The sequence below is a fragment of the Catenibacterium sp. co_0103 genome (genome assembly GCF_004168205.1).
Classification (GTDB): Bacteria; Bacillota_I; Bacilli_A; order Erysipelotrichales; family Coprobacillaceae; genus Catenibacterium; species Catenibacterium mitsuoka_A.
This window is the reverse complement of the sequence record NZ_RCYB01000010.1, coordinates 1-22,319: the sequence shown is the minus strand read 5'-3', so window position 1 is coordinate 22,319 and position 22,319 is coordinate 1. Positions and strand designations below refer to the sequence as shown.

Below are 22,319 nucleotides of genomic sequence, written 5' to 3'. Positions count from 1 at the left end.
TTCTTTACATTAGCATGATAGAATTAAGACAATGAAAAAACAGGACAGGAGGGGCAAGCATGAACCAAGAACTGATGACATTGGATTTTTGGCAGGATACGGTCATATATGAGGGAAAAACACTTCCTGTCGGCGCTCTTGCCTGTGATGCGCTGAATGTCCCTGCGGATACCATCGCAAAGATGAACGAGCAATGCGAGAAAATCAATCTGCTGCTTGGAATATTAAACGCCGGACAGGATGCTTCTGCACTCTGTCCTATTGCAACGGAAGCTGCTCTGACGATGCTTGATATTCTCAGTCAAACACCGCCGTTCTCCTATATGAATATCTCAAAGCACAGAGAACGGATTGAAAAAGTCTTTACTGTGGACAATGCGCTGAAATATGTGGAGTTTGCCATAAAAGCCGCAACCAATTCTTTGCAATTTGAAGAAATCCAGAACTTTGCCGATGCGATGATGCTCCAACGCTATACCGCAGTTTTCGGGCATCTGGCATACTCCCTTGGGGAATACCAAACGACCATGCTTGATTTTGCAGAAAAATCAGACGGCAACGAAGCTGACCGCACCGCAGAGGGCTTTGCCAGAATGTTCGGCAATTATTTCCCGCCGGAGTTTTCCATCACGGAGGGCAATGCCTGGATGTCTACCCTGAACAATTCCGTTCAGTATGTATCCGTCATCCGTCCCGGCGAAAAAGTTGCGAAGCTGGTCAAGCGGATGCACTATGTATCCTTTGTGGGGATGTTCCGGTCTGATCTCTTTGAGGGCCTGTGTGTTGGCCATGCACCGAAAAAATGCAAAATCTGCGGCAAATGGTTTCTGACCACCAATGCAAGGCACACCAAATACTGCGGCGGCTACGCTCCGGGGGACAAGCTGCACCGCACCTGCCGGCAGATCGGTAACCTGAAAGGCAGAGAACAGCGGGAACTTGCGGACGATCATCCGCTGAAACAGATTTATGAGAAGCGACTGAATACCATAAACCGCTATGTGAAGCGTGGCGCTCTGGACGCTGATCTTGCAGAGGTTATGAAAAAACTGGCGAAAGATAAGATGCTTCGGGCGCTGGGCAATGTCGCTTACGCCAAGGGTGATTATGAAAAAGAAATGGGACAGGCTGCGTTGAAGAAAGAAGCAATAAAAAGAATTTGAATTTAGCTAAGAGGTGAGCAACGTTATGTTAGAAGTAGTATTTAGCGACAGTGCCGCAGGGACTATGGCGGTTGCGATTGGACATAAGGGTTTTTTAGGCGGAGCAACCAGTGTAATTATCTCTGATGGGACAGTTTCAAAAGAAGAAATAGAAAAGTTCCAGCATCAAGCAGAAGAACGGGAGCGTTCTGGTTGGGAGAATGCTATACCGTTGGAAGGAAATCGTAAGGACATAGTTAATCTTCCGCTGGCATTGTCTGTGGGCAACATCTCCGAAGCAGGAATTTGTTTGGAGCGTGAGTCGGCATTATCTTTGCTACTAAGCATACTGCCCGATATGGCATCTGAAATCGTAACTGAACTTCTCAATACATCCCGAAAGAACTATGCTACACTACTGGAAAAAGCACAAAACGGAGAGCCGATTCGTGTTTGGGTCGGACGAGACCCAGATGATGTGTGCGGATTGTATTGGCTTCTGGAACAACTACGACCAATCGGCTTTGAAAAATTGGATATTACCATTGTGGAGCTTCCAATGTGGGAAACAAGACCAGATGGATGCATTGTCCAGTATAACGGTTGGGGAGAAGTTGAACCTTATCACTTGGGACGGATGGCATCTCTTGGGAAGAAGTTGCCAACAAATTACCTTCGTAGTTTGGCTAACCGCTGGAGAGAACTCCAACAGGAAAATTCTCCTCTTCGTGCTGTTATAAACGGCAAACTGGTCAGCGTATCAGAAACTCTGTATGATACATTTATTCTTCGAGAATTGGATACACTGGACGACGAGTTTAGGGAAAGCGTGCTTGTTGGACAGGTTCTTGGAAAGAATCAATTAGGGATCGGTGATGGGTGGATTGCTTTGCGTGTGGAACAATTTATCAAAGAGGGACTTCTGCTCCCAATCACAACTCCTGCACCAAATGCACCTATTTATCACCGTATGTTAAAGAAAATAAAGTAATAAATAACCCATTAGTTGATCACGGGATATTTATGAGTATTACTAAACTGGAAGGAGGTGCGCTATGCTGAATGATTTTTCATGGAATATGACCGGATACATACCGAAACACGCTGTCAATCCATCCGATGATGGCATCCCACCCTATGTTGCAGAGCGCATCTTCCAGCTGGAACCGGAACCGCCTACAGTAGACAATCCGAACGAATATATCCTGTCTGCCCTACGGGAAAAAGACTTGAAATATTTCTCATTCTTTCTCCACCACTACGAGCTGCAACTTAACAAGCGCATCAAAACCTTTCTCGGTGTGGATGGCGGCAATCGATACGACACAGACCGTTTTCTGGATATAAAACTGTCCTGCCGGGAGCAAATGCTCCAAAAGCTGATGGACTATGCTCCTGCCAAAGGTGCGGAGTATGCAACATACATTTTTCCGTTCATTCGGGATGCTATGCTCCGTTTCCGCATGGGCGAAGAAAAATGGTCGGTATCCTCTCTGACCAATTACAAAATGGTGCGGTCAATGGCGTGGCTGTACCATAACACCAAGGATGCGGTCAGTGAATTTGCAAAGAAATACAACTGCGACCTTGCCCTTGCGGAAGGATACCTGAAAGTAGTCCGTGGCATCCGCAATCAGCAGCCATTCTATGTAACGGACGAGGATGGCGAGGAAACAGGTGAAGATGTTGCCCTTGATGATACATGGAACTATACCGACATCCTCTGGAACGGCATACAGGCTGAAAAGGTGCAGCGGGCATTTGAGAAACTGAATTACCGGGAGCAAACCTTGCTTGAAAAGCGGCTGGCGATCTGTATGACCTGTGGGCGTGTCGGCTCATGGAAGAACCGCCCCACCTTTGAAGAACTGGCGGTTATGTTTGAGGGCAGCACAGCCAGCGGTGCAGAGCGAGCCTACCGGAAAGCAGTGGACAAGCTGACGGAGTTTTTGGTTGCCGAGGGTGCTATCCATGCAGTCCGGCTGAAACAGAAATCCAAAACCAAGCGCAAAAAGAAAATCACCGCCGCAATCTACGAATACCAGGCAGACTGCGACGGCGAATGGGGCGAAATGTCAGTTGATTTTGAGAACGGCACAGCAGAAATCATTCGGCTTGCTGATTGGGATACAATTAAAACGAACTGGTTTGCCAATGAGGCGATCCGGTATATTTTATCATTGTCGCCTGATGCTCTTAAAAAATATATGCTCGTCCCCCTTGAGCCGCCACTTATATCCTGAATCCTTACAACAACTGTAAGTGGTATTTGCTGTGTTCCCATGCTATCATTTTATTACAAATGATAGGAGGTATTCACATGAAACCCATTTTGAATATTGAAAATTTAACAAAAATCTATGGCAATGTGACAAGTCAAACAAATGCACTGAATGGGATCACCCTCCAGGTGATGCCGGGAGAGTTTCTCGGCATTATGGGAAGCAGTGGTTCCGGTAAATCCACGCTTCTCAACTGTATTGCAACTGTGATTCAGCCCACCGGTGGAAGCATTCAGGTGGAGGGCGATACTCTGCAATCCCTCAGGGGAAAGGCTCTTGCAGAGTACCGTGGCAAAAAAGTTGGTTATCTATTCCAGAACTTTGAATTGCTGGACAACCTGACTGGCAGGGAAAACATCCTGCTCCCGACTTCCTTGCATGGGGTATCCGAAGCAGAAAGCAGCCAGCGGCTGAAGCAGTTGGCTGACTATCTGGAAATCACTGATGTTCTGGATAAGTTTCCGTCCAAGATGTCCGGCGGCCAGCGTCAGCGTGTTGCGGCAGCAAGGGCTCTGATCTTACATCCCCAAATGATCCTTGCCGATGAACCGACGGGTGCGCTGGATTCTAAGAACGCAAGAAGTCTTATGGAGAAGCTGTCCGGCCTGAATCGTGACGAACAAGCTACGATCCTGATGGTAACCCATGATTCCAATGCCGCCAGCTTCTGTAAGCGCATCCTGTTCATCCAGGATGGCGTGATCTTTCATGAGCTTCGGCGTGGAGACGAAAGCCAGCAGGAGTTCTACGGGCGCATCCTGAAGGTGATGGCGCAACTGGGAGGGGGCAGCGCAAATGTTCTCTAATCTCATTCTTCGGAACAGCCGCCGCAGCCGAAAGGAAAACGGTCTGTTTTTCAGCTCCCTGGTGATTTCTATTGTTGCCTTTTACATGATTCTTTCCATCTCCACTCAAGATGTGATGCTCTTTTTGCAGAAAATGGAGAGTGACGCAGTTGACAAACTCCTGCTTCTGATTCCTGCGTTTTATGGAATGACCCTCGGTATTCTGTTCTTTTTGATCTATTTTGCCTGCAAGTATCAGTTCGAGCGCAGACGGCATGAGCTTGGTGTTTATCTAATGTTGGGGATGCGTAGAAGTAAACTGTTTGGTATGCTTCTGGCGGAAGATTGCCTGACCAGTATTCTTGCCATGCTCATAGGCTTACCTGTGGCTGTGGTGCTTTCAGAAATTGTCAGTCTTGTCACCGCCAAGCTGGTAGGCATGGGGATCATCGGTCATCAGTTTTCTTTATCCTGGTCTGCGATTGAATGGACGCTGGCAGGATTTCTGGCAATTAAGCTGACGGCACTTCTGATTTTGAGTGGACGAATCAGCCGCCAGGAGATCGGTACTTTGCTATCCCAGCCAACGAACCGCCCCAAAAAGCAAATGCCATCTGTTATCTATGGACTGGCTGCTATATGCGGAAGTGTGATGTTGGCAGTGGCTTACTACATGGCGATTCAGGGAATTGCATGGACAAAGGTAAGTATGATGGGACTGACTTTGCTGTTGGGCATAGTTGGTACGATGCTGCTTTTCTATGGGATGCGTGCGCTGATTGCTTTGATTGTTAAGAAAGGAAAAGGAAATAAGCAGCTTCATGTATTTACCTTCCGGCAGATTCAGGAGAATGTCATTCATCAGTCAAACTCCATGGCCATCAGCTCCCTGCTGATTCTGGCGGCGCTGTGTTGTTTTGGTGCGGGCGTAGGAATTGCAGGAACGAATAGCCTGTCTTCTGGCCATGTAATCGACTATACTTTTGAAGATCATACTGCAGAAGATTCATCGCAGGTTCTTCCGAATATAAAGGCAGTCCTGAAAGAAAACAGTTTGGAAAATCAATTTTCAGAGCTTTTTGAAATGAGGGTTGGGCGTATTCGCACCACAGAAGATTATGATAATGCCTACAGCATGGACGCTGTTATGGACTCTCTTCGGAGCCTGCCCCAGTCGGAAGACCGGGATGTCCTTCTGAACAATCTTGGTTATGCCACATACCCATATTTGATTTGTTTATCGGACTATAATCGTTTGTTGGAATTGTCCGGCAATCCGGCTCTCCAATTAGGCGAAAAGGAGGCCACTGTCTATATTGATACAGAGTTTACTACGGCAAGCCGTACCGCAATGCTGAACCAAGTATTGGCCGGGCAGCCCAAGGTGGAACTGGATGGTAGTCCGATTCATCTTACAGGAGAGGTTCAGTCTGTGAATTTGGTCACGGACCGTTCTATAACCTTGTCCTTTGCATTGATTCTTCCGGATGAAGCATTCCTATATTATAGTCAGGGAATGTATGATACCTATGTCAATGCGGTGCTCAGTGAGCAAGCTCTGAATGGAAATAGCCTTATGACTGCCTATTCCGATCTGAACGAGAAGCTGGACAAAATAGGTATCGAATATGAAAGCTATCTTCAGAATATGGGCCGCCAGCTTTTCTACACCGTAGCATCCATCTATATTACCCTCTATCTGGCGATTGTGTTCCTGGTGGTTGCCAACACCATTGTGGGTGTTCAGTTCCTGATGAGCCAGCAGAAAACCGGGCGTAGATACCAGACCCTGATCCGCCTGGGAGCCACTTACGAAAGCCTTTGCCAGTCTGCCGGAAAGCAGATTGCGTGGTTTATGGAACTTCCTGTATTGGTTGCAGCTGTCAGCAGTCTGTTTGGAGTCAGAGCGTTGTTTACAGGGATACTCTCGTCCCGAACCCGTGGGACAGTGCCTGAAATGCTGCTTGTATCTGCTACTATGATTTTGCTGCTTTGCGTGATAGAATATATTTATATGAGAGTGGTCAAGCACTCCAGTGATCGGTATTTGCTGACACTGATGCAGCCGCAGAGAGAAGAATAATTTGGAAGGAGGTGCTGTCGTGAAAAGAATTGCTGTTGTGGAAGATGAAGTCTATATGCGGGAAGAACTCTGCAATATGCTCCAAAAGGACGGGTATCTTGCGGAGGCAATCACCGAGTTTGAAGATGCCGCTCGGCTCCTGGCAGCCCTCCGTCCTGACCTTGTGATCTTAGACCTGAATTTGCCGGAGATCAGTGGCTTTCAAATCTGCCAGGAACTAAAGAATAAAACCGCTATCCCCGTCCTGGTACTAACTTCCAGAGATCAGGTAAAGGATGAACTGCAAGCGTTCCACTTGGGTGCCGATGAATATTTGACGAAGCCGTGCAGAAAAGACCGGCTTCTTGCCAGGGTATCCAATATTCTCAAAAGGTATGAAGGCCGTACCAATCTCATAGAGGGACCAGATTTCCTGTTAGACCAGCAGACCTACACGCTTTATATTCATAATACCTCTGTCGTGCTTCCAAAAAATCAGGGAAAACTGTTGGTTGCTCTTTTGTCCGGCGGCGATGCTCTGGTCACGACGGAGCAACTTTGCATAGCACTATGGGGAACCACGGAATACATAGACGAAAATGCCTTGCAGGTTAATCTGACCAGGCTGAAAAAGACGATGTCCGGTCTTGAGATGAAGCAGCGAATCGTTGCGGTTCGTGGGATGGGCTATCGTCTGGAAACGGGGGTGGCTCCATGAAGCAGCTTTGGCGCATAACAGAGCGATACTACCCCTGGCTATTGTTGCTGTTGGGCGTGGATTGCTTTTGTGCTATCATTCTTTGGATTTCTGACATTCAGGCATTTCAACCCTTGATTGGGTTAGTAGTTCTGACAAGCCTCCTTTTGTTTTCAGCGATTCTGTTTGTACTAAACAAGCGGGAGACTACCCGCCGAGAACTGTTCCGGGATTTCCTCAGTGATCCTACCATCTGCAACGAGGAACGGCTGCTCAGTGCCATCAGCCGGGAAGGAGGAGAATCTATCCGGCTTCTGGCATCAGTTTTACAGGAACACAAAACTGAGAGTAACAGTATGGCAGATGCCCTACAGGACTATGAAGAATATGTGGAGGGCTGGGCACATGAAGCGAAAACGCCCCTATCGTTGCTGACCATGCTCTTGGATAACCGGAACGATGAAATCTCTCCTTCCCTGCAAGCAAAGCTGGATTATGTCCGCAGTCAGCTTCAGGAGGATGTCACGCAGATGCTGTACTATGCCCGGTTGAAGAGCAGTACAAAGGATTACCGATTTGAGGATGTCAATTTGAATGACTGCTTGGGTGAAGTTCTGGAGGACTATGCCCCACTTCTTGAAGAGAAGCAGTTTGTCATTCTCAACAAACTGCAATCTGAAACAGTCTATACAGACCGTAGAGGACTTCAGTTTATGTTGGGACAAATCGTTAGCAATGCCATCAAATATAGCAGCGATAGTCCCATGCTTACAATTTCCGTGATACATTCGGAGACCGCAGATATCCTTTCTGTTGAAGATAACGGCATTGGCGTAAAAAAATATAATCTGCCGTACATTTTTCAAAAGGGCTTTACCGGGGATTCTACTGACAGCAGAAAGAAGGCTACCGGTATGGGACTTTACCTGGTTAAGAAGATGGCCGACGATCTAAATCTTCATCTGGAAGCAGCTTCCCAGTGGGGAAAGGGCTTCAAGATTGTCATCTTCTTTCCTAAATTGAGATCCAACGGAGGGAAATAATATAAACAGAAAAACGCCCGCAGGATTTTCTCCTGCGGGCAGCGTGTTGTCAGCTATCCCAAGGCTTGTATTCTGTTACAGTTTTCAAATAGGTTTCGGGATCGCCGTTCAAGATAAGGTCTGCATACTCCAAAGGAGCGTTGTAGATCAAATAATCCAGCTCTGACCGCTGATACATATTGTCAGCAATCTCGTTCTCAACGGCGATAGTGTCAATCGCAATCATACTGCCGTCGCTGAATTTCACTTCCACACAGCAATTATCCATATTGTAGGCACAAGATATTAAGGTTTTCATGGTATGTCCTCCATAATTCGTAATATAAAGCGAAAATCCCGTCTGACTTCCTGTTAGAAATCAGACGGGATTTGTCCGTATGCACCCCGGAAACCGTCAGCTAACAGTTGATAAGTAAATTAGTTCCTTATCACTGTTAAGCCAAGGTTTAAAAGGTTTAGTAATATAATCATCTGCACCTACATGATAACCATCTAGCATATTATCAGTTTCAGATAACGCACTGATAAAAATAATAGGCATATCATATTTTTCACGGATCTTCTTACATGTTTCATACCCATCCATTCCTGGCATCATAATATCAAGTAAGACCATATCAATATCCTGATTCACTTTATCTAAAGCATCATAACCATCTACAGCTTCAATGACTTCATAATCTCTTGTTGCGAAATATTCTTTAATAATATCTCTAATCAGTACTTCATCTTCTACAACTAATAATTTATACATTTTACACCTCCAAATAATAAAGGACTCTATCGAAGATAGAGCCCCCATATGAGTTATTCACCAATTAATTCCATCATTGCTTTATGGAATACTTCTGTCTTATCAGCAGCATCCTTAGCATCTTTACCCTTAATTGAGAAATAGAATTTACATTTAGGTTCTGTACCAGAAGGTCTAGCAGCAATCCAAGAACCATCTTCTAGATAATACTTTAATACATTTGACTTAGGTAAGTCAATTGTAGTGCCATCAGAACGTTCACTTGTTGCATAATCTTCACTTAATACAACCTTTACGCCACCAATTTCAGTAGGCTTATCCTGTCTTAAAGTATCCATCATTTCTTTAATGCGTGCAGCACCTGCAGCGCCAGCCTTTGCTAAGGCAATCTGTGATTCCTTGAATGTACCATACTTAGCATATAATTCATTCAATACATCAATAAGATCCTTACCCTGCTTCTTATAGTAGTTACCACATTCAGCAGCAAGTAATACAGCCTGTACAGCATCTTTATCTCTTACGAAGTCTTCTACAACACAGCCATAGCTTTCTTCATAACCGAAGATGAACTGTTTTTCATGAGTCTTTTCATACTTTCTGATTTTATCACCAATGAACTTGAATCCAGTTAATGTCTTTTCAACATCAACACCATAGTTTCTCGCAACTAATTCACCAAGATCACTTGTGACAATAGTATTATACATAACTGCATTATCAGGTAATGTACCCTTCTCTTTTCTCTGAGATAAGATATATTCAAGATATACAGCAGCACTCTGGTTACCACTCATTAATACATATTCACCATTGTGCTTTGCGACAACACCAAGTCTATCACCATCTGGGTCTGTAATTGCGACTACATCAGCATCTACTTCTTTCGCAAGCTTAATAGCTAATTCATAAGAAGCGTCTACTTCTGGGTTTGGAGACTTAGTATTTGTATAATCTGGATCAGGTGCACACTGTGCAAGTACTGGCACAATATCATAACCTAATCTCTTTAAGCATGTTCTTACAGGGATGTTATCTGCACCATGCTGTGGTGAATAAACAATCTTGAAATCAGACTTATCTAGTCCAGGATTGATTTCAATACCCATTACAGCTTTATAATAAGCTTCATCTACTTCTTCTCCTACCCATGTAATGAATGGATAAGCTTCTTCATCACTGATCTGTTCGATTTCTAATTCGTCATCAATTTCATTTACATAATCAACAACGATATCACCCCATTCAGGGATTAACTGACAACCAGTATCATCATATACTTTATAACCGTTATATTCCTTAGGGTTATGAGAAGCAGTAATCATGATACCACCTGCACATTTTAAATAACGTACTGCGAAAGATAATTCTGGAGTAGGTCTTAAAGATTCCATGATATAAGACTTAATACCAAACTTTGCGAGAATCTTTGCAGATTCAATCGCAAAACGATATGACATATGTCTATTATCATAACTGATTGCCACTCCACGTTCTTTACCTTCTGGTAAATTAGCTACATATTTCGCAAATCCCATATTTGCTTTACGAACTGTATAAATGTTCATACGGTTTGTACCAGCACCTAAAATACCACGCATTCCTGCTGTACCGAATTCAAGATTCTTATAGAAAGCATCTTCCTTCTGTTCTTCTGTCATTCCGGCAAGTTCTGCCTTTAATGAAGCGTCCATGCCTTCATAATTTAACCATTGCTCATATTTCTTATTAATATCCATTTTTAAGCGTCACCTCTTGGTTCTATTATACCATTTTCAAAAACCTATAGAAACAAAAAGCGCTACAGTTACATTATTTTCTCATAACTTTCACTTATATTTTAGATACTTCTCTAAATAAAATAGCAATATTTACGAATATCAATAAGTTTTTGTCGATAACTCCTAAGTAAACACTTACAGATATATAAAAAGAGGTTAGTGATCTCTCACTACATCCCCTATTTTTGCATCACAATAAGTTGTAATATCCTTTGATGAAACAATCATCTGATAGCCTCTTTTACCTGCTGAGAGAGCGATAGGACGGTCTTTTTCTATGCTGGCATCAAAATATGTTGGGAACTTCTTTTTCATGCCAACAGGAGAACAACCTCCACGCATATAACCTGTAAGACCTAGTAAATCCTTCATATGAAGCATTTCTACCTTCTTATGTCCAGATAGTTTAGCGAGCTTCTTCAAGTCTATTTCCTCTAATACAGGAATACAGCATACTAAATAATCATGGTCTTCATGTAATACAAGTGTCTTATAGATATCACCTGCATCCATATCTACTTGTGATGCTACATGTTCACCACTTAAATGTTCTTCATCATATTCATATGTTTTGATCTCATAAGGAATCTTATCACGATCTAACATTCTTAACGCATTTGTTTTAATTTTACTCTTTTTCATATATATCACCTTGGATGATATTATAGCACTTTATCGTGGCCAATGTTCATTTTCTACAAAATAAGTAGCTTCCATATCCGCTGTAGATAATGCGAAAGCTTCAGGGAAGCGACCAAATACATTACCTACAGTTCTGGCATCATCCCCATAGCTAAAGCCCATATGATAGGCAATAGCTGCTGTTTCTATATCTGTAAGCTTTAAATAGCGATTCATAATATAAACACTCTTAGAACCATGTCCTACAGGGAATGCATCTTCTATTGTATAGAAAGGCACCTGTTCCCATTGTCCTTGCGCATTCTTCTTGTTACGCATTTCTGTCTTATAAATATCAACCTTGCATAAATCATGAAATAAAGCACATAATGCTATACTTTCTTCACTCATAGATAAATGATAACCTGGTTCACAACGCTTTTTTACATAGCTTCTAAAGCAGAAATAGACATGGAGACTATGGTCACATAAACCACCCTCATAATCTCCATGATAACGTGTACTTGCAGGTGCTCTATAGAAATCAGTACCTTCTAGCCATGAAAGAAGATCATAAATTCCTTCTCTTTGTATATACTTATGACAAATATCATTAAATAAAGTTTTTACTTCAATAGAAGATAAATCATCCTTTTCAGGATACATATCTTTTGCGAGTCTTAATAAAATACCATCTTTACCAATTGTTTTCATGTTTACATCTCCTCGTCTCTATTATACCAAACTTTTTTGTAAGAAAAGTGTGATTTTGTTTGATATCTCTACTATACTATTTTTAGAGGTGATTACATGAACAAACTACATTTGGCCCAGCTGCCTACTCCTATTGAAAAAATAGACTATCTTTCCAACAAATATAAACCAAGTATTTTTGTGAAAAGAGATGACTTAACAGATAGTGTGGCATCTGGTAATAAGATTAGAAAACTAGAATACAGTGTTGCAGAAGCTTTATCTTTAGGGTGTGATACACTGATCACTAATGGTGGATTCCAATCCAACCATTGTCGATCTACTGCCGCAGTAGCCGCAAAACTAGGATTGAAGTGTATTCTTATACTTAGAAAAGAACCTGGTGAAAATATTGAAACAGCCAACTTCCTTTTAGATCATATGCTTGGTGCTGATATAAGAGTAAAGGAACATGATGATTTTCAAGCACATAAAGATGAGATGATGCAGGAAGTCTACCAGGAAGTATTAGATAAAGGTGGTAAGCCTTATATTATTCCTATGGGTGCTAGTAATGGAATCGGTACTTTAGGCTATATTGATGCTTTTGATGAAATACTAGAATATGAGAAAAAGACCGGTATTGTGTTCGATACTATTATTGATGCAGTAGGTTCTGGAGGAACTTATACTGGTTTATATTTGGGTAATGAATTAAGACAAGCTCATAAAGATATTGTAGGTATTAATGTATGTGATGATGCTAATTTCTTTATTAATGAAATTAATAGTATTATTGATGATACATTACCTCATCTTGATGTAAAAGATGTAGAGAGAAGTCATATTCATATTATTGATGGATATGTAGGAAGAGGATATTCTTTAAGTCGCAAAGAAGAATTAGAAGCTATTTCTGACTTATCTAGACATAGTGGTATTATTCTAGATCCTGTATATACAGGCAAAGCGTATTATGGACTAATCTATGAATTAGAAAAAGGTACATTTGATCATGCAAAGAATATACTATTTATGCACACAGGTGGTATATATGGTTTATTCTCTAAATCAAAAGAAATAATCTCAGCCTAGGCTGAGATCTTTTTCTTATAAGCGATAATCACTGTTTCTAAATACATAATAGATGTAATACCAATAGACTCTATTAATATTCTAGGTGTATAGGTTGTTTTGATCTTTCTTGTTTCTTTTTGTGACATATTCACATCATGCTGAGATAAATAAGTATTAATTGTATATTTAGAAAGAGATGGACTTGTGAAACATGAAATAGTAAATGAAATCATAAAGATAATAAGTATCTTACTAAGATTATGTGTTTTAAATAGTTTATGGCATATAAGTATTAAAAAGAGCGAACTAATAATTAATATAATCAAAGGAATCATCTTTAACTTATCACATATATTTTCAAAGATAGAGACACATGCATTATATTGTGCATCATTGGATGTAAGCTGGAGATGATTCCAATCCAATGGTTTTCTTTGTGCTTTCTTTATAAAGCCTTCTGTATGGCTTTTTTTATTTAAATAATAAGTAACAGAAGAAACAGTTTGTTCAGCATGACTTAATGACTGCGCTTTTGATAAAGAGATAAAGATAGTATTATAAGGCTTTAAATGACTTAATAGTCCTACTTTATTCTTATAGATTCCTACAACAGATAATGATACATCTCCTTTTTCTGTGTTTAATTGAATATCGTCTCCTAAACTTAGATTATTATTTTTCGCAAGTGCATAAGAAATCACTGCATTGGATGTATTCTCATCATTCTTGTTTAAAAGTCTTCCTTCTTTAAGTTTATATTCTTTTGAATTAAAGTCCTGGATCAGCGTCATAGAGGAATAACCTGCAAGAAGAAATGTATCTTCTTGTAATTCTGTCAAACAAATACGAGGAAAAGAAAGACGTGTATTGACTGATTTAAGTGTATGTGAAGATGCATTGACTAGTTGTTCATAGTTATAAGTTTTAACATCTTTAATAGTAGTTAATTGTTTGGCATCTCTGATGCTTATTCCATTATCAGATGATAGTGTGACTTCATACTTTAATTGTTTCTTATACTTATTAATAACCTGTGATGATCCCTGCTTAATGAACAAGCACATCATAATAAGATTCATTGTGATACATACAATGATAAATAACGACAAATAATGTAGACCCTCTTTCCCTTTAGACATAATAACGCCTCCTTATAAATATAGTAAGAAATAATATTTGCGTTATTATGGAGTAAATATGGGAAAAATTGTGTAAAAAAAACAGTGGATAAAATCCACTGTCAAAAACAAAAGTATATTATTCAGCAACTTTCTGTTCTTTGATAACCTTAGCGATAGATTCGATTACGTCCTTTTCGTCTTCACCTTCAGCTTCGATTTCTACAGTAGCCTTAGTTGGAACACCTAAAGACATAACACCCATGATTGATTTAAGGTTAACGCTCTTACCGTTATAGATTAAGTTAATATTGCTAGAGAATTTGCTAGCCTGGTTTACTAAGATTGTAGCAGGTCTTGCATGTAAACCTACTGGGTCAGATACTACGAATGATAATTTTTCCATTTAAAAAATTCCTCCTTATGAATATGGTCTTATTATATCACAAATCCTAATTTTTTCTATACCTTTATGTTATTTTTTACTAACGCTTACAAAAGTATTGATATATACGCTATTTTTTTGATAATAATTTTTTATAATTGTATAAATCCAACACCTAAAACAGAACCACAATTCCATTCTTTTGTATGTCCAGGGTGTTTAAAAGCTAATGCAAGATTACCCATTTCATAGACCATTACGCCACCTTTTGGGATATCTACAACTTCTACATAATCTAATATTTCAGGTCCAAACACCTTTTCATCACTATATACTGCCGCCTGCATATTTGTGATTGTCAGAAGTTTTCCCTTAATGATAAAAGAGAATTTATAAACATTCTGAGAACCTTCTAAAGGAATCTTTTCGACAAGAATCTTATCAGGATCAACGCCTAATGTTTCAAAGATACGAGACTGCTGGAAAGACATAGCTTTCTTTAGTTCTTCATTTAATTGTTTCTCTTTAGAATAATCATTTTTACTATAGTCATGCTGTGTTGCATTAACATCTACATCTAACATCCATGGATTAAATCTAAATTCCATTTTCTTTCTCCTCTAATTCATTTTTGGTTTCCGTACGATATTCTACTAATCTTTCAAACCAGATCTTACATAATGCACCTACTGGTACAGAAACGAGCATTCCTAAGAATCCACCAATCATACTACCGAAAATAAGTGATACGATAACAAGTACAGGATGAATATCAATACTTGCACTTAATAATCTTGGGTTAATAATATTACCATCTACCCCCTGAATAATAAGTAATGCAATCAAAGCTCTTAAAGCCATATGTAAATCAGCTGTCACAAGACCAATAATTGCGATAGAAGCATATCCAAGGAACGGGCCTACATAAGGTATTAGATTACCTATACCAACTAATAATGCAATCACAATCCAGAATTTAACATGCAAGAAGCCAAATGCTACACTTACCATGACAAACATAAGAAAAGCATCAATCACCTGACCACGTACATAACCAGAGAATACACCTTCAATATCAATTAATAATTGATGAATAGCAGTGTCTACTTTCCTACTTGTAAAAGCTTTAATACTCTTACTCCAATAATTCCATAATTTTTCTCCATCAAGCATAAAATAAATCGCAAAAATAATAGAGAATAGTAAATTAGTGAAGAAGTCCGACACTTTAGTGATACCGCCTAGAAGATTACTTGTAACACCATCAACTGCTGTCTTTAAGAACTGCTGTACTTGTACTGTAGAAATACTCATAGATTTAAGCTGTACGATGATTGCCTCATAAATCTCATTCACATTCTTTGCGACAATACGTAAGAAATCACTCATATCCTTAAACCGTGTGACTGCAAGTTCTTTACCAATACTTTTAATCACAAAAGTAGATAATAACGCAAAAACAAATAATACAATTAAAGAAGTAATCACAACAGATAACTGATGAGTTAACTTCTTCTTTTCTTTAAAATAAGAAACATTTCTAAGAGATGATTCTACCTTTTCTACTACTGGCTTTAATAAATAGGCAATCACAAAACCAATGAGTAATGGTGTAAATACCTGGCTTAAAAATCCCAATCCCTTCTTAAGAAACAAAAGAATATCTGATATGTTACTTCCTGCTGCAATCACAAGATAGATTGCAATGACAGTAAGTACTACATAAATAGATATCTGTGTATATTTTCTATTAGGTTTAAAACGAAACATAGTACCTCCTTACATAAGAGGGCTAAAGAAACGTAAAATACATCTCCATCCTCTTAATACAACACTTGTATTTATATACTTTTCTGATACATCCTGACTTATTTCAAATAGTTCATCGAAGTCTTCTCTTAATTCTTTGACTGCATGATTATGTGTAAACCAGCATCCATTTTCAAAGTGTAGATAAAGACTTCTAAAGTCAAAGTTAATTGTACCAACAACACCGACCTGATCATCAACCAAACATTGTTTTGAATGAATAAATCCAGGAGTATATTCATAAATATGAATACCTGCCTGCACAAGATGTGAATAATAGCTTCTAGTCAATGCAAAGACAACTGCTTTATCAGGAATACCAGGTGTAATGATTCTTACATCGACACCTCTTTTTGATGCAAGAATAAGTTCTCTTTGCATTTCGTCACTTAATATCAGATATGGTGTAGTGATATAGATATGATCAACAGCATGTTTAATCATATTTAAATAGACATTCTCACCTGTTTCTTCATCATCTAAAGGTGTATCTGAGTAAGGGATGATATATCCTTCTCCTGATACTTTATGACCTTTTAAATAAAGTGTGAGGTCTTCATTATCTTCTTTACTTGATGTCTGCCACATCTCAAAGAATATCTTTGTGAGAGAGTCTACTGCATCACCCTCTAATCTTACTCCAGAGTCCTTCCATAGTCCATAAGGATGTGTGTAATTGAAGTATTCATCGGCAAGATTATAACCACCAGTATAGCCTATTAGACCATCTATGACAGTAATCTTACGATGATCGCGATTATTCATAAATGGATTTAAAACAGGAAAGATAGGGTTAAATACACGGCATTGTATACCTTCATCATGAAGACGTGCTCTAAACTTATTATTAATAAATCCTACGCTTCCCATATCATCATAAAAAACTCTTACATCCACACCCTGTTTTACTTTCTCTACAAGGATATCCTCTATCTGTCTCCATGCTTTTGAATCTTCTATCGCATGATATTCCATGAATATGAATTCTTTAGCGTTATTTAAATCATGTAGTTGTGCTTCCAATGCATCATTTGTAGAACTATAGAATTTTATCTTTGTATGATTAAAAGTAGGAAAACCCAAAGATTGTAGATAATAAGCTTCTGTGGCATGAAGAGGATCATTCTGTTGAAGTTCTTCATAACCTTGTGTTTCAATCTTATAACTGTTGAGATCATCATTTACTTTATTGAACTTCTTCTGTACTGTCTTCAACAATGAAGGTCTACCAAACAAGATATATATAGCTAAACCAAAGACAGGAAAGATGAGAATCAAAACAATCCAAGATAGCTTAAAAGCACTATTATCCGGTCTACCATAAATACGTAGTACACATATAAAGGCAATTATACTCATGATTGTATCAAAAGCTGCATAGTATTCAGAAAGATGTATCGCAAGATTCACAATCATAAATACCTGAATAATAATCAGAAGTGCAGCAATTATTACTCTTACAATACTATTTTTTACATCATTTTTATGCTCATATGTATTCATAAAATCCCCCTATTTAAAAAAGGCTTTCAATTAAGAAAGCCTATTAGAAATTCTTCTTTGCGACAACTAAGAAACGATATGTTGTCAACTGGAAATATGTATTCTGTTTAATCTGATCTAATGCATTCATATAGAAGCTCTTATATTGTGCGACATTTTCAGCCACTTCTGGAGCCACCTTACGGAAGTAAGTCTGTATTTGGCGAAGATTATGGAAACGAATATAACCTTTATCTTCTTTAGTTTCTACAACTTCAAATCCTGCCTCAGCAAGAGTCATTGCACAGCTGTTCATATCCCATACACCTCTCATCTTAAAAGGCATATACATAGATAAGAATTCATGAAGGTTTTCACTACCATTCTGATTCACAATGAAAGTACCATTTGGTTTAAGTACACGTAATACTTCATTCTTATCATAGTTAGAGAATTGATCCATTAATACATCGATACGTTCATCCTTAAATGGAAGCAGGTTAGATTCTGTCAATTTAGTTGCCTTAACAGGTAATCCTTCTAGAGTTGCTTCTACTTCACTTGTTTCAGTATAAGGTTCAATATCAAATGTTGCTGCTGGATAATCTTTATAATCCTTTACAAACTGCCCTTTATCCACTGTCATAAAGGCTAAATGATCTTCTGGATGAACATAGCTCTTAGTAATAGCGACTTCATCATAAAGTGGTGCAGAGACTTCATAACCATAGTCTTCTTCATCTCCACGTTTTAATTCTTCAATTTCTTTCATTAGATGTGTAGCTGATTGAATCTGCTGACGACATCTGAACTTACCATACTTAATAATAATAAATTGTACGATTGCATCCGCAATCACACCACATGCCACAAAGATAATGAGTTCTAAGAACCACAGTGCTGACATGAATGGTGCATCTGTACCACCAATCATATAACAGATAATACATAATACAACCATGCTTGCTGTTCCTGTATAGTTGAAAGGACGATTGAATTGTTCAAACCACACTAAGTTATTCACTCTTAATGCACGTTTACGGCTGATTTCAAAGTAAATCAGCTGGAATGTTAACATCAATCCAACAAACGTTAATAAAGTTGCGAGTAAAATTGCCATAGAATTCCCCCTTATTTGATCTTCTGACCTGTAAGAGTATAGTATTGATCTCCAATTGTGAAATAGCCTTCATCATGAAGAACGATTTCTTTTTCAATAGAGTAAATTTCCTTCATATCATTATCTACATCATAGATATAAGAACGTCCATTCTTTTCTAATGCAAGATATGGATGCCCATCAAAGACAATTGCTGCCTTTTCAGGAATCTTTGTATAAACATCTGAAAGTGCTTCTTTTCCATTACAGTCATAGACCTTAAATTGGCCATTCTTATTATATGCTGCATAATATGAATTGCCGATGAATTCTAAACGTGGATATGATGATTTTAATACATTTTCACCTTCCGCATTAATTAATTCATACTTACCGTTTTTAAGCTGTACAATAGCACACTTGTTTTCATCATACTGATTGGCTTCCTGATAATAAGGACTGACCTTCTTACCATTGAAGTCATAATAAGCATAGCCTTTACCTTTTACAAAACCTGGATAACGAGACACCGTTAATTCATGTGCATATGGATAAACCTGTACATTCTTTAATTCACTTGTCTTCTTACCGTTATAAACTGTATGAGGTCCATAGGCAATCTTCTTATTTCTAGAAATGAAATGTGTATTGTCTTTAAAGTTAGAGTTTGTAGGAACAATCTCTCCCTTTCTATAAAGACTGACAGTATCATCTGCAGTTAATACGATATTGTTTTTGTTTGTGATCTCTGCACCAGTTAGTACATAATCATTTGAATAAATCTTAGTACCAATTACAGCTAATGTATTCTGGTTATCTGCATCATATAAAATAGCCTGATTCTTACGTGATGCAAGAATAGAATAGTTACCTACTTCCTTAATAGAAGATTTCTTACCATTCTTTAAATAAACATTAATAGAATCTTCAAAACCTACAATAGATGCATCATCTATACTAGAAGCATAGTAAACCTTCTTCTTACCAGCATATAGAGTCTTCCCATTATTTACAACTTTATAAGTCTTACCCTTTACGATAACAGGTAGATCAGTCTTTAATAAACCGCTCTTAGTAGATGATTTATAAAGAACCTTACCTTTTGTATTGAGTACTTCAATACCACCTAAAGAAATATCGGCCGCTCTTGTTTTAGTTTCTGTTTCTGGATTTCTTATAACAGTTACTTCACTTATATGCTTCTTCTTACCTATAGTTGCAGTAATAGTTACTTTACCTGTTCTTATACCATATACAGTACCATTTTCTACAGTCGCAATATTCAAATCACTTGAATCCCATTTAACCTCTTCAGGATTTACATTAGTCACAGAAAGCTGACCCTGTCCACCTTTAATAACAGTCATTTCCTTCTGATCAATCACTTTAATAAGCTTATGAACTGTAACATCACATGTATAATCCTTCTTATCAATCGTTGCAGTAATAGTCACTTTTCCTGCTTTATTCGCATGAATTGTACCATTTTCTACAGTCGCAATTGTCTTATCAGAAGTTGTCCATTTAACCTTCTGATTTTCATAATTATTAATAGAAAGACCATAATCAGATTCTTCATCCATCTCAATCTTAGTTTCACTTAAAGAAAGAGGTTTAGCCTTAACAGTAATTTTAGCCTTAGCCTTTTGATTACCAGCCTGAACAGTAATAGTAGCCTTACCAGGTTTCACACCTGCAATCTCTCCAGTATCCGGTGCTACAATCACAACCTGATCATTACTTGTAGTCCATACTGCCTGATCTTCATCCTTCTTATTTAATACTTGTAAGAAGATATGCTGATCCTTTTCAATAGTAGTCTTAGAAGGATTAATCTTAATCTGTCTCTTCTTTACTGTAATAGCAGCCTTATATTTCTTCTTGCCGACCTTTGCAGTAATAACAGCTTTACCCTTCTTTAAACCTGTTACTTCACCAAATTCATTGACTGAAGCAATCTTTTTCTTATTAGAACTCCATTGTACAACTTCTTCTGGATTCTTCTTATCTAATACATTTAATACAACCTTCTGTTCAGTTAAAAGAGTCACCTTAGTCTGATCAAGTCTCTGTGTTCTCTTCTTTACAGTCACCTTAGATTTAACTGTCTGACCATTACTTGTTGCCTTGATAGTCGCTTTACCTGGATTAATAGCCCAGATATGTCCATCAGCAACAGTCACTACATTCGCATTACTTGTTTCCCACTTAATATCAGGATATGCATTTTCAATGCCATACTGACCTTCTTCACCTGTATAAAGTGTTGCTTCATTTTGAGAAATCTTTAAAGTCTTACGTTTTACTTTAATCTTACACTTTAAAGTATCATCCCCTACTTTTGCGATTATTGTAGTCTTACCAGGCTTTAATCCCTGAATGACACCATTGTCTACTGTTGCAATCTTAGGATCCTTAGACTTCCATTCAATTGTACGTGCACCAAAATCATTCACTGTAAGTGTAGCAGGTTCTGATGTATATACATCTAAAGATTCCTGAGAAAGATATGGATGTAATGCTTCTACCTTAATCACACAAGTCACTGACGCATTATCTTTAGTTGCAGTAAGTGTTGCAGTCCCTGCATGTTTTGCATAAACATAGCCTTCCTGATTAATATCAATGACATCATTATCATTTGTAGACCATACAACAGCATCATTCGCAAATACCTGTGTTAAAGTGTTTTCTGTCATATTAAGAGAAGATGCACTTAAATAAAGTCCAGTCTGTGGCTGAGATTCACCTACAAGCATATTACCCTGTGTTTTTAAGCTTGTATAACGTCCTGGTTTAATAATTGTTTTACCTGTATTAGAAATATAACCAGTCTGATCACTCTCATTAGTCACTAAATATCCACCTTCAAAAGGTGTATATGTCTTATACATATCTTTGGTATAACGCTGCCCCTTAGTATTATAAAGAGCATATAAACTATTCTTTCCTTCTTTCATGAAAGAAGTCTTCTTAATCTCATGATTATCGGATGATGATCCACAGCCACTTAATATTAATGCAGTAGCCAGGATTCCTATTACCTTCTTCATAGTCTGCCTCCTTGTTTTTTTTCTACAACATCATTATAACATAATTCTTTACGTAAAAAAAATGAGAGATAATCTCTCATTTTAGAATCTTTCTGAAACGATAATTTACATTCCATAGGAACATAAGAAATACAACTACTAACATACCAAAAGAGACTAGTGTTTTACATTTTACACTACAATAGAAAAACAAGATACAAAGTACAGTAATCAAGAAACTCATAAGTAACATCATGAGACTTTTTGATTGTCTTCTTAATTCAAAGAAAATAAGAAGCTGTAACGCAATGGAAATTATGAAATATAAGTCATTATAATTCATAAGCGTATCTCCTCTCTTTTTTCTTATTATATACCAAATAGGGTAGACAGGAAATAATATCAATACTGAGATTAATTATTATTTCTGTGCCTCCCGTTGCACCGTACGTACGGG

General features: G+C 38.4%; 21 protein-coding genes. 8 read left to right on the top strand and 13 right to left on the bottom strand.

The window, feature by feature from the left end; genetic code table 11:
* The first annotated feature begins 59 nt into the window (after window positions 1-59).
* The 7 genes from EAI80_RS03015 (at window position 60) to EAI80_RS02985 (ending at window position 8,011) form a co-directional block, all read left to right on the top strand.
* Window positions 60-1,163 (top strand): DUF6076 domain-containing protein, encoded by a 1,104-nt coding sequence (locus tag EAI80_RS03015; RefSeq protein WP_110442445.1) that lies wholly within the window; start codon window positions 60-62, stop codon window positions 1,161-1,163.
* 25 nt (window positions 1,164-1,188) lie between these two features.
* Entirely contained in the window at window positions 1,189-2,133 is a 945-nt protein-coding gene (locus tag EAI80_RS03010; protein WP_110442444.1) for a DUF3658 domain-containing protein, read from the top strand.
* Between the two features lie 64 nt (window positions 2,134-2,197).
* On the top strand, window positions 2,198-3,385 hold the full coding sequence (locus EAI80_RS03005; protein WP_117504237.1) for a hypothetical protein: 1,188 nt from the start codon (window positions 2,198-2,200) through the stop codon (window positions 3,383-3,385).
* Between the two features lie 77 nt (window positions 3,386-3,462).
* Window positions 3,463-4,230: an ABC transporter ATP-binding protein gene (locus tag EAI80_RS03000; RefSeq protein WP_129980877.1), complete on the top strand. Its 768-nt coding sequence runs from the start codon at window positions 3,463-3,465 to the stop codon at window positions 4,228-4,230.
* On the top strand, window positions 4,220-6,292 hold the full coding sequence (locus EAI80_RS02995) for an ABC transporter permease (protein ID WP_129980876.1): 2,073 nt from the start codon (window positions 4,220-4,222) through the stop codon (window positions 6,290-6,292). Before EAI80_RS03000 ends, EAI80_RS02995 begins: the two co-directional genes overlap by 11 nt.
* 19 nt (window positions 6,293-6,311) lie before the next feature.
* Window positions 6,312-6,989, top strand: coding sequence for a response regulator transcription factor (locus tag EAI80_RS02990; protein ID WP_033121503.1), 678 nt, complete (start codon window positions 6,312-6,314; stop codon window positions 6,987-6,989).
* Window positions 6,986-8,011 carry a sensor histidine kinase gene (locus EAI80_RS02985; protein WP_129980875.1) on the top strand — a complete coding sequence of 342 codons (1,026 nt, stop codon included), beginning with the start codon at window positions 6,986-6,988 and terminating at the stop codon, window positions 8,009-8,011. Before EAI80_RS02990 ends, EAI80_RS02985 begins: the two co-directional genes overlap by 4 nt.
* A gap of 49 nt (window positions 8,012-8,060) precedes the next feature.
* Here the strand turns inward: EAI80_RS02985 and EAI80_RS02980 are convergent, their stop codons facing one another.
* The 5 genes from EAI80_RS02980 to EAI80_RS02960 form a co-directional block, all read right to left on the bottom strand.
* The gene (locus tag EAI80_RS02980) at window positions 8,061-8,309 is read right to left on the bottom strand and encodes a DUF6061 family protein (protein ID WP_110442440.1); all 249 of its coding nucleotides are present in this window, start codon (window positions 8,307-8,309) and stop codon (window positions 8,061-8,063) included.
* Between the two features lie 96 nt (window positions 8,310-8,405).
* Window positions 8,406-8,765 (bottom strand): response regulator, encoded by a 360-nt coding sequence (locus tag EAI80_RS02975; protein WP_238634371.1) that lies wholly within the window; start codon window positions 8,763-8,765, stop codon window positions 8,406-8,408.
* 53 nt (window positions 8,766-8,818) lie between these two features.
* Window positions 8,819-10,504, bottom strand: coding sequence for a phospho-sugar mutase (locus tag EAI80_RS02970; protein ID WP_022425161.1), 1,686 nt, complete (start codon window positions 10,502-10,504; stop codon window positions 8,819-8,821).
* A 198-nt stretch (window positions 10,505-10,702) separates the two neighbouring features.
* A complete protein-coding gene (gene ybaK, locus EAI80_RS02965) occupies window positions 10,703-11,188 on the bottom strand; it encodes a Cys-tRNA(Pro) deacylase (RefSeq protein WP_129980874.1) in 486 nt (161 codons plus the stop codon).
* 30 nt (window positions 11,189-11,218) lie between these two features.
* Window positions 11,219-11,881: a hydrolase gene (locus EAI80_RS02960; protein ID WP_192923989.1), complete on the bottom strand. Its 663-nt coding sequence runs from the start codon at window positions 11,879-11,881 to the stop codon at window positions 11,219-11,221.
* Window positions 11,882-11,977: 96 nt separating this feature from the next.
* Between EAI80_RS02960 and EAI80_RS02955 the strand changes: the two genes are divergently transcribed.
* The gene (locus EAI80_RS02955; RefSeq protein WP_129980873.1) at window positions 11,978-12,955 is read left to right on the top strand and encodes a D-cysteine desulfhydrase family protein; all 978 of its coding nucleotides are present in this window, start codon (window positions 11,978-11,980) and stop codon (window positions 12,953-12,955) included.
* Here the strand turns inward: EAI80_RS02955 and EAI80_RS02950 are convergent.
* The 8 genes from EAI80_RS02950 to EAI80_RS02915 all read right to left on the bottom strand — a co-directional run bounded on the left by EAI80_RS02950 (window position 12,952) and on the right by EAI80_RS02915 (window position 22,205).
* Window positions 12,952-14,076 carry an ABC transporter permease gene (locus EAI80_RS02950; RefSeq protein WP_129980872.1) on the bottom strand — a complete coding sequence of 375 codons (1,125 nt, stop codon included), beginning with the start codon at window positions 14,074-14,076 and terminating at the stop codon, window positions 12,952-12,954. The genes EAI80_RS02955 and EAI80_RS02950 overlap by 4 nt on opposite strands.
* 118 nt (window positions 14,077-14,194) lie before the next feature.
* Complete coding sequence (locus EAI80_RS02945; RefSeq protein WP_022425165.1) at window positions 14,195-14,461, bottom strand: phosphocarrier protein HPr; 267 nt, start codon at window positions 14,459-14,461, stop codon at window positions 14,195-14,197.
* 131 nt (window positions 14,462-14,592) lie between these two features.
* Window positions 14,593-15,048 (bottom strand): hypothetical protein, encoded by a 456-nt coding sequence (locus EAI80_RS02940; RefSeq protein ID WP_129980871.1) that lies wholly within the window; start codon window positions 15,046-15,048, stop codon window positions 14,593-14,595.
* Window positions 15,038-16,210 carry an AI-2E family transporter gene (locus EAI80_RS02935; RefSeq protein WP_129980870.1) on the bottom strand — a complete coding sequence of 391 codons (1,173 nt, stop codon included), beginning with the start codon at window positions 16,208-16,210 and terminating at the stop codon, window positions 15,038-15,040. The genes EAI80_RS02940 and EAI80_RS02935 overlap by 11 nt, the downstream gene beginning before the upstream one ends.
* A gap of 9 nt (window positions 16,211-16,219) precedes the next feature.
* Window positions 16,220-17,752 carry a cardiolipin synthase gene (cls, locus tag EAI80_RS02930; protein ID WP_129980869.1) on the bottom strand — a complete coding sequence of 511 codons (1,533 nt, stop codon included), beginning with the start codon at window positions 17,750-17,752 and terminating at the stop codon, window positions 16,220-16,222.
* Window positions 17,753-17,795: 43 nt separating this feature from the next.
* Window positions 17,796-18,851 carry a hypothetical protein gene (locus tag EAI80_RS02925; RefSeq protein ID WP_129980868.1) on the bottom strand — a complete coding sequence of 352 codons (1,056 nt, stop codon included), beginning with the start codon at window positions 18,849-18,851 and terminating at the stop codon, window positions 17,796-17,798.
* Window positions 18,852-18,862: 11 nt separating this feature from the next.
* Window positions 18,863-21,883, bottom strand: a complete 3,021-nt coding sequence (locus EAI80_RS02920; protein ID WP_129980867.1) for an Ig-like domain-containing protein — start codon at window positions 21,881-21,883, stop codon at window positions 18,863-18,865.
* Window positions 21,884-21,959: 76 nt separating this feature from the next.
* Window positions 21,960-22,205 (bottom strand): hypothetical protein, encoded by a 246-nt coding sequence (locus EAI80_RS02915; RefSeq protein WP_129980866.1) that lies wholly within the window; start codon window positions 22,203-22,205, stop codon window positions 21,960-21,962.
* Window positions 22,206-22,319: the final 114 nt, after the last annotated feature.

Excerpts from the sequence above, each read along its gene's own strand:
- EAI80_RS03015 (WP_110442445.1), top strand. The coding sequence starts at position 60 with ATGAACCAAGAACTGATGACATTGGATTTTTGGCAGGATACGGTCATA.
- EAI80_RS03010 (WP_110442444.1), top strand. The coding sequence starts at position 1,189 with ATGTTAGAAGTAGTATTTAGCGACAGTGCCGCAGGGACTATGGCGGTT.
- EAI80_RS03005 (WP_117504237.1), top strand. The coding sequence starts at position 2,198 with ATGCTGAATGATTTTTCATGGAATATGACCGGATACATACCGAAACAC.
- EAI80_RS03000 (WP_129980877.1), top strand. The coding sequence starts at position 3,463 with ATGAAACCCATTTTGAATATTGAAAATTTAACAAAAATCTATGGCAAT.
- EAI80_RS02995 (WP_129980876.1), top strand. The coding sequence starts at position 4,220 with ATGTTCTCTAATCTCATTCTTCGGAACAGCCGCCGCAGCCGAAAGGAA.
- EAI80_RS02985 (WP_129980875.1), top strand. The coding sequence starts at position 6,986 with ATGAAGCAGCTTTGGCGCATAACAGAGCGATACTACCCCTGGCTATTG.
- EAI80_RS02980 (WP_110442440.1), bottom strand. The coding sequence starts at position 8,309 with ATGAAAACCTTAATATCTTGTGCCTACAATATGGATAATTGCTGTGTG.
- EAI80_RS02975 (WP_238634371.1), bottom strand. The coding sequence starts at position 8,765 with ATGTATAAATTATTAGTTGTAGAAGATGAAGTACTGATTAGAGATATT.
- EAI80_RS02970 (WP_022425161.1), bottom strand. The coding sequence starts at position 10,504 with ATGGATATTAATAAGAAATATGAGCAATGGTTAAATTATGAAGGCATG.
- ybaK (WP_129980874.1), bottom strand. The coding sequence starts at position 11,188 with ATGAAAAAGAGTAAAATTAAAACAAATGCGTTAAGAATGTTAGATCGT.
- EAI80_RS02960 (WP_192923989.1), bottom strand. The coding sequence starts at position 11,881 with ATGAAAACAATTGGTAAAGATGGTATTTTATTAAGACTCGCAAAAGAT.
- EAI80_RS02955 (WP_129980873.1), top strand. The coding sequence starts at position 11,978 with ATGAACAAACTACATTTGGCCCAGCTGCCTACTCCTATTGAAAAAATA.
- EAI80_RS02950 (WP_129980872.1), bottom strand. The coding sequence starts at position 14,076 with ATGTCTAAAGGGAAAGAGGGTCTACATTATTTGTCGTTATTTATCATT.
- EAI80_RS02945 (WP_022425165.1), bottom strand. The coding sequence starts at position 14,461 with ATGGAAAAATTATCATTCGTAGTATCTGACCCAGTAGGTTTACATGCA.
- EAI80_RS02940 (WP_129980871.1), bottom strand. The coding sequence starts at position 15,048 with ATGGAATTTAGATTTAATCCATGGATGTTAGATGTAGATGTTAATGCA.
- EAI80_RS02935 (WP_129980870.1), bottom strand. The coding sequence starts at position 16,210 with ATGTTTCGTTTTAAACCTAATAGAAAATATACACAGATATCTATTTAT.
- cls (WP_129980869.1), bottom strand. The coding sequence starts at position 17,752 with ATGAATACATATGAGCATAAAAATGATGTAAAAAATAGTATTGTAAGA.
- EAI80_RS02925 (WP_129980868.1), bottom strand. The coding sequence starts at position 18,851 with ATGGCAATTTTACTCGCAACTTTATTAACGTTTGTTGGATTGATGTTA.
- EAI80_RS02920 (WP_129980867.1), bottom strand. The coding sequence starts at position 21,883 with ATGAAGAAGGTAATAGGAATCCTGGCTACTGCATTAATATTAAGTGGC.
- EAI80_RS02915 (WP_129980866.1), bottom strand. The coding sequence starts at position 22,205 with ATGAATTATAATGACTTATATTTCATAATTTCCATTGCGTTACAGCTT.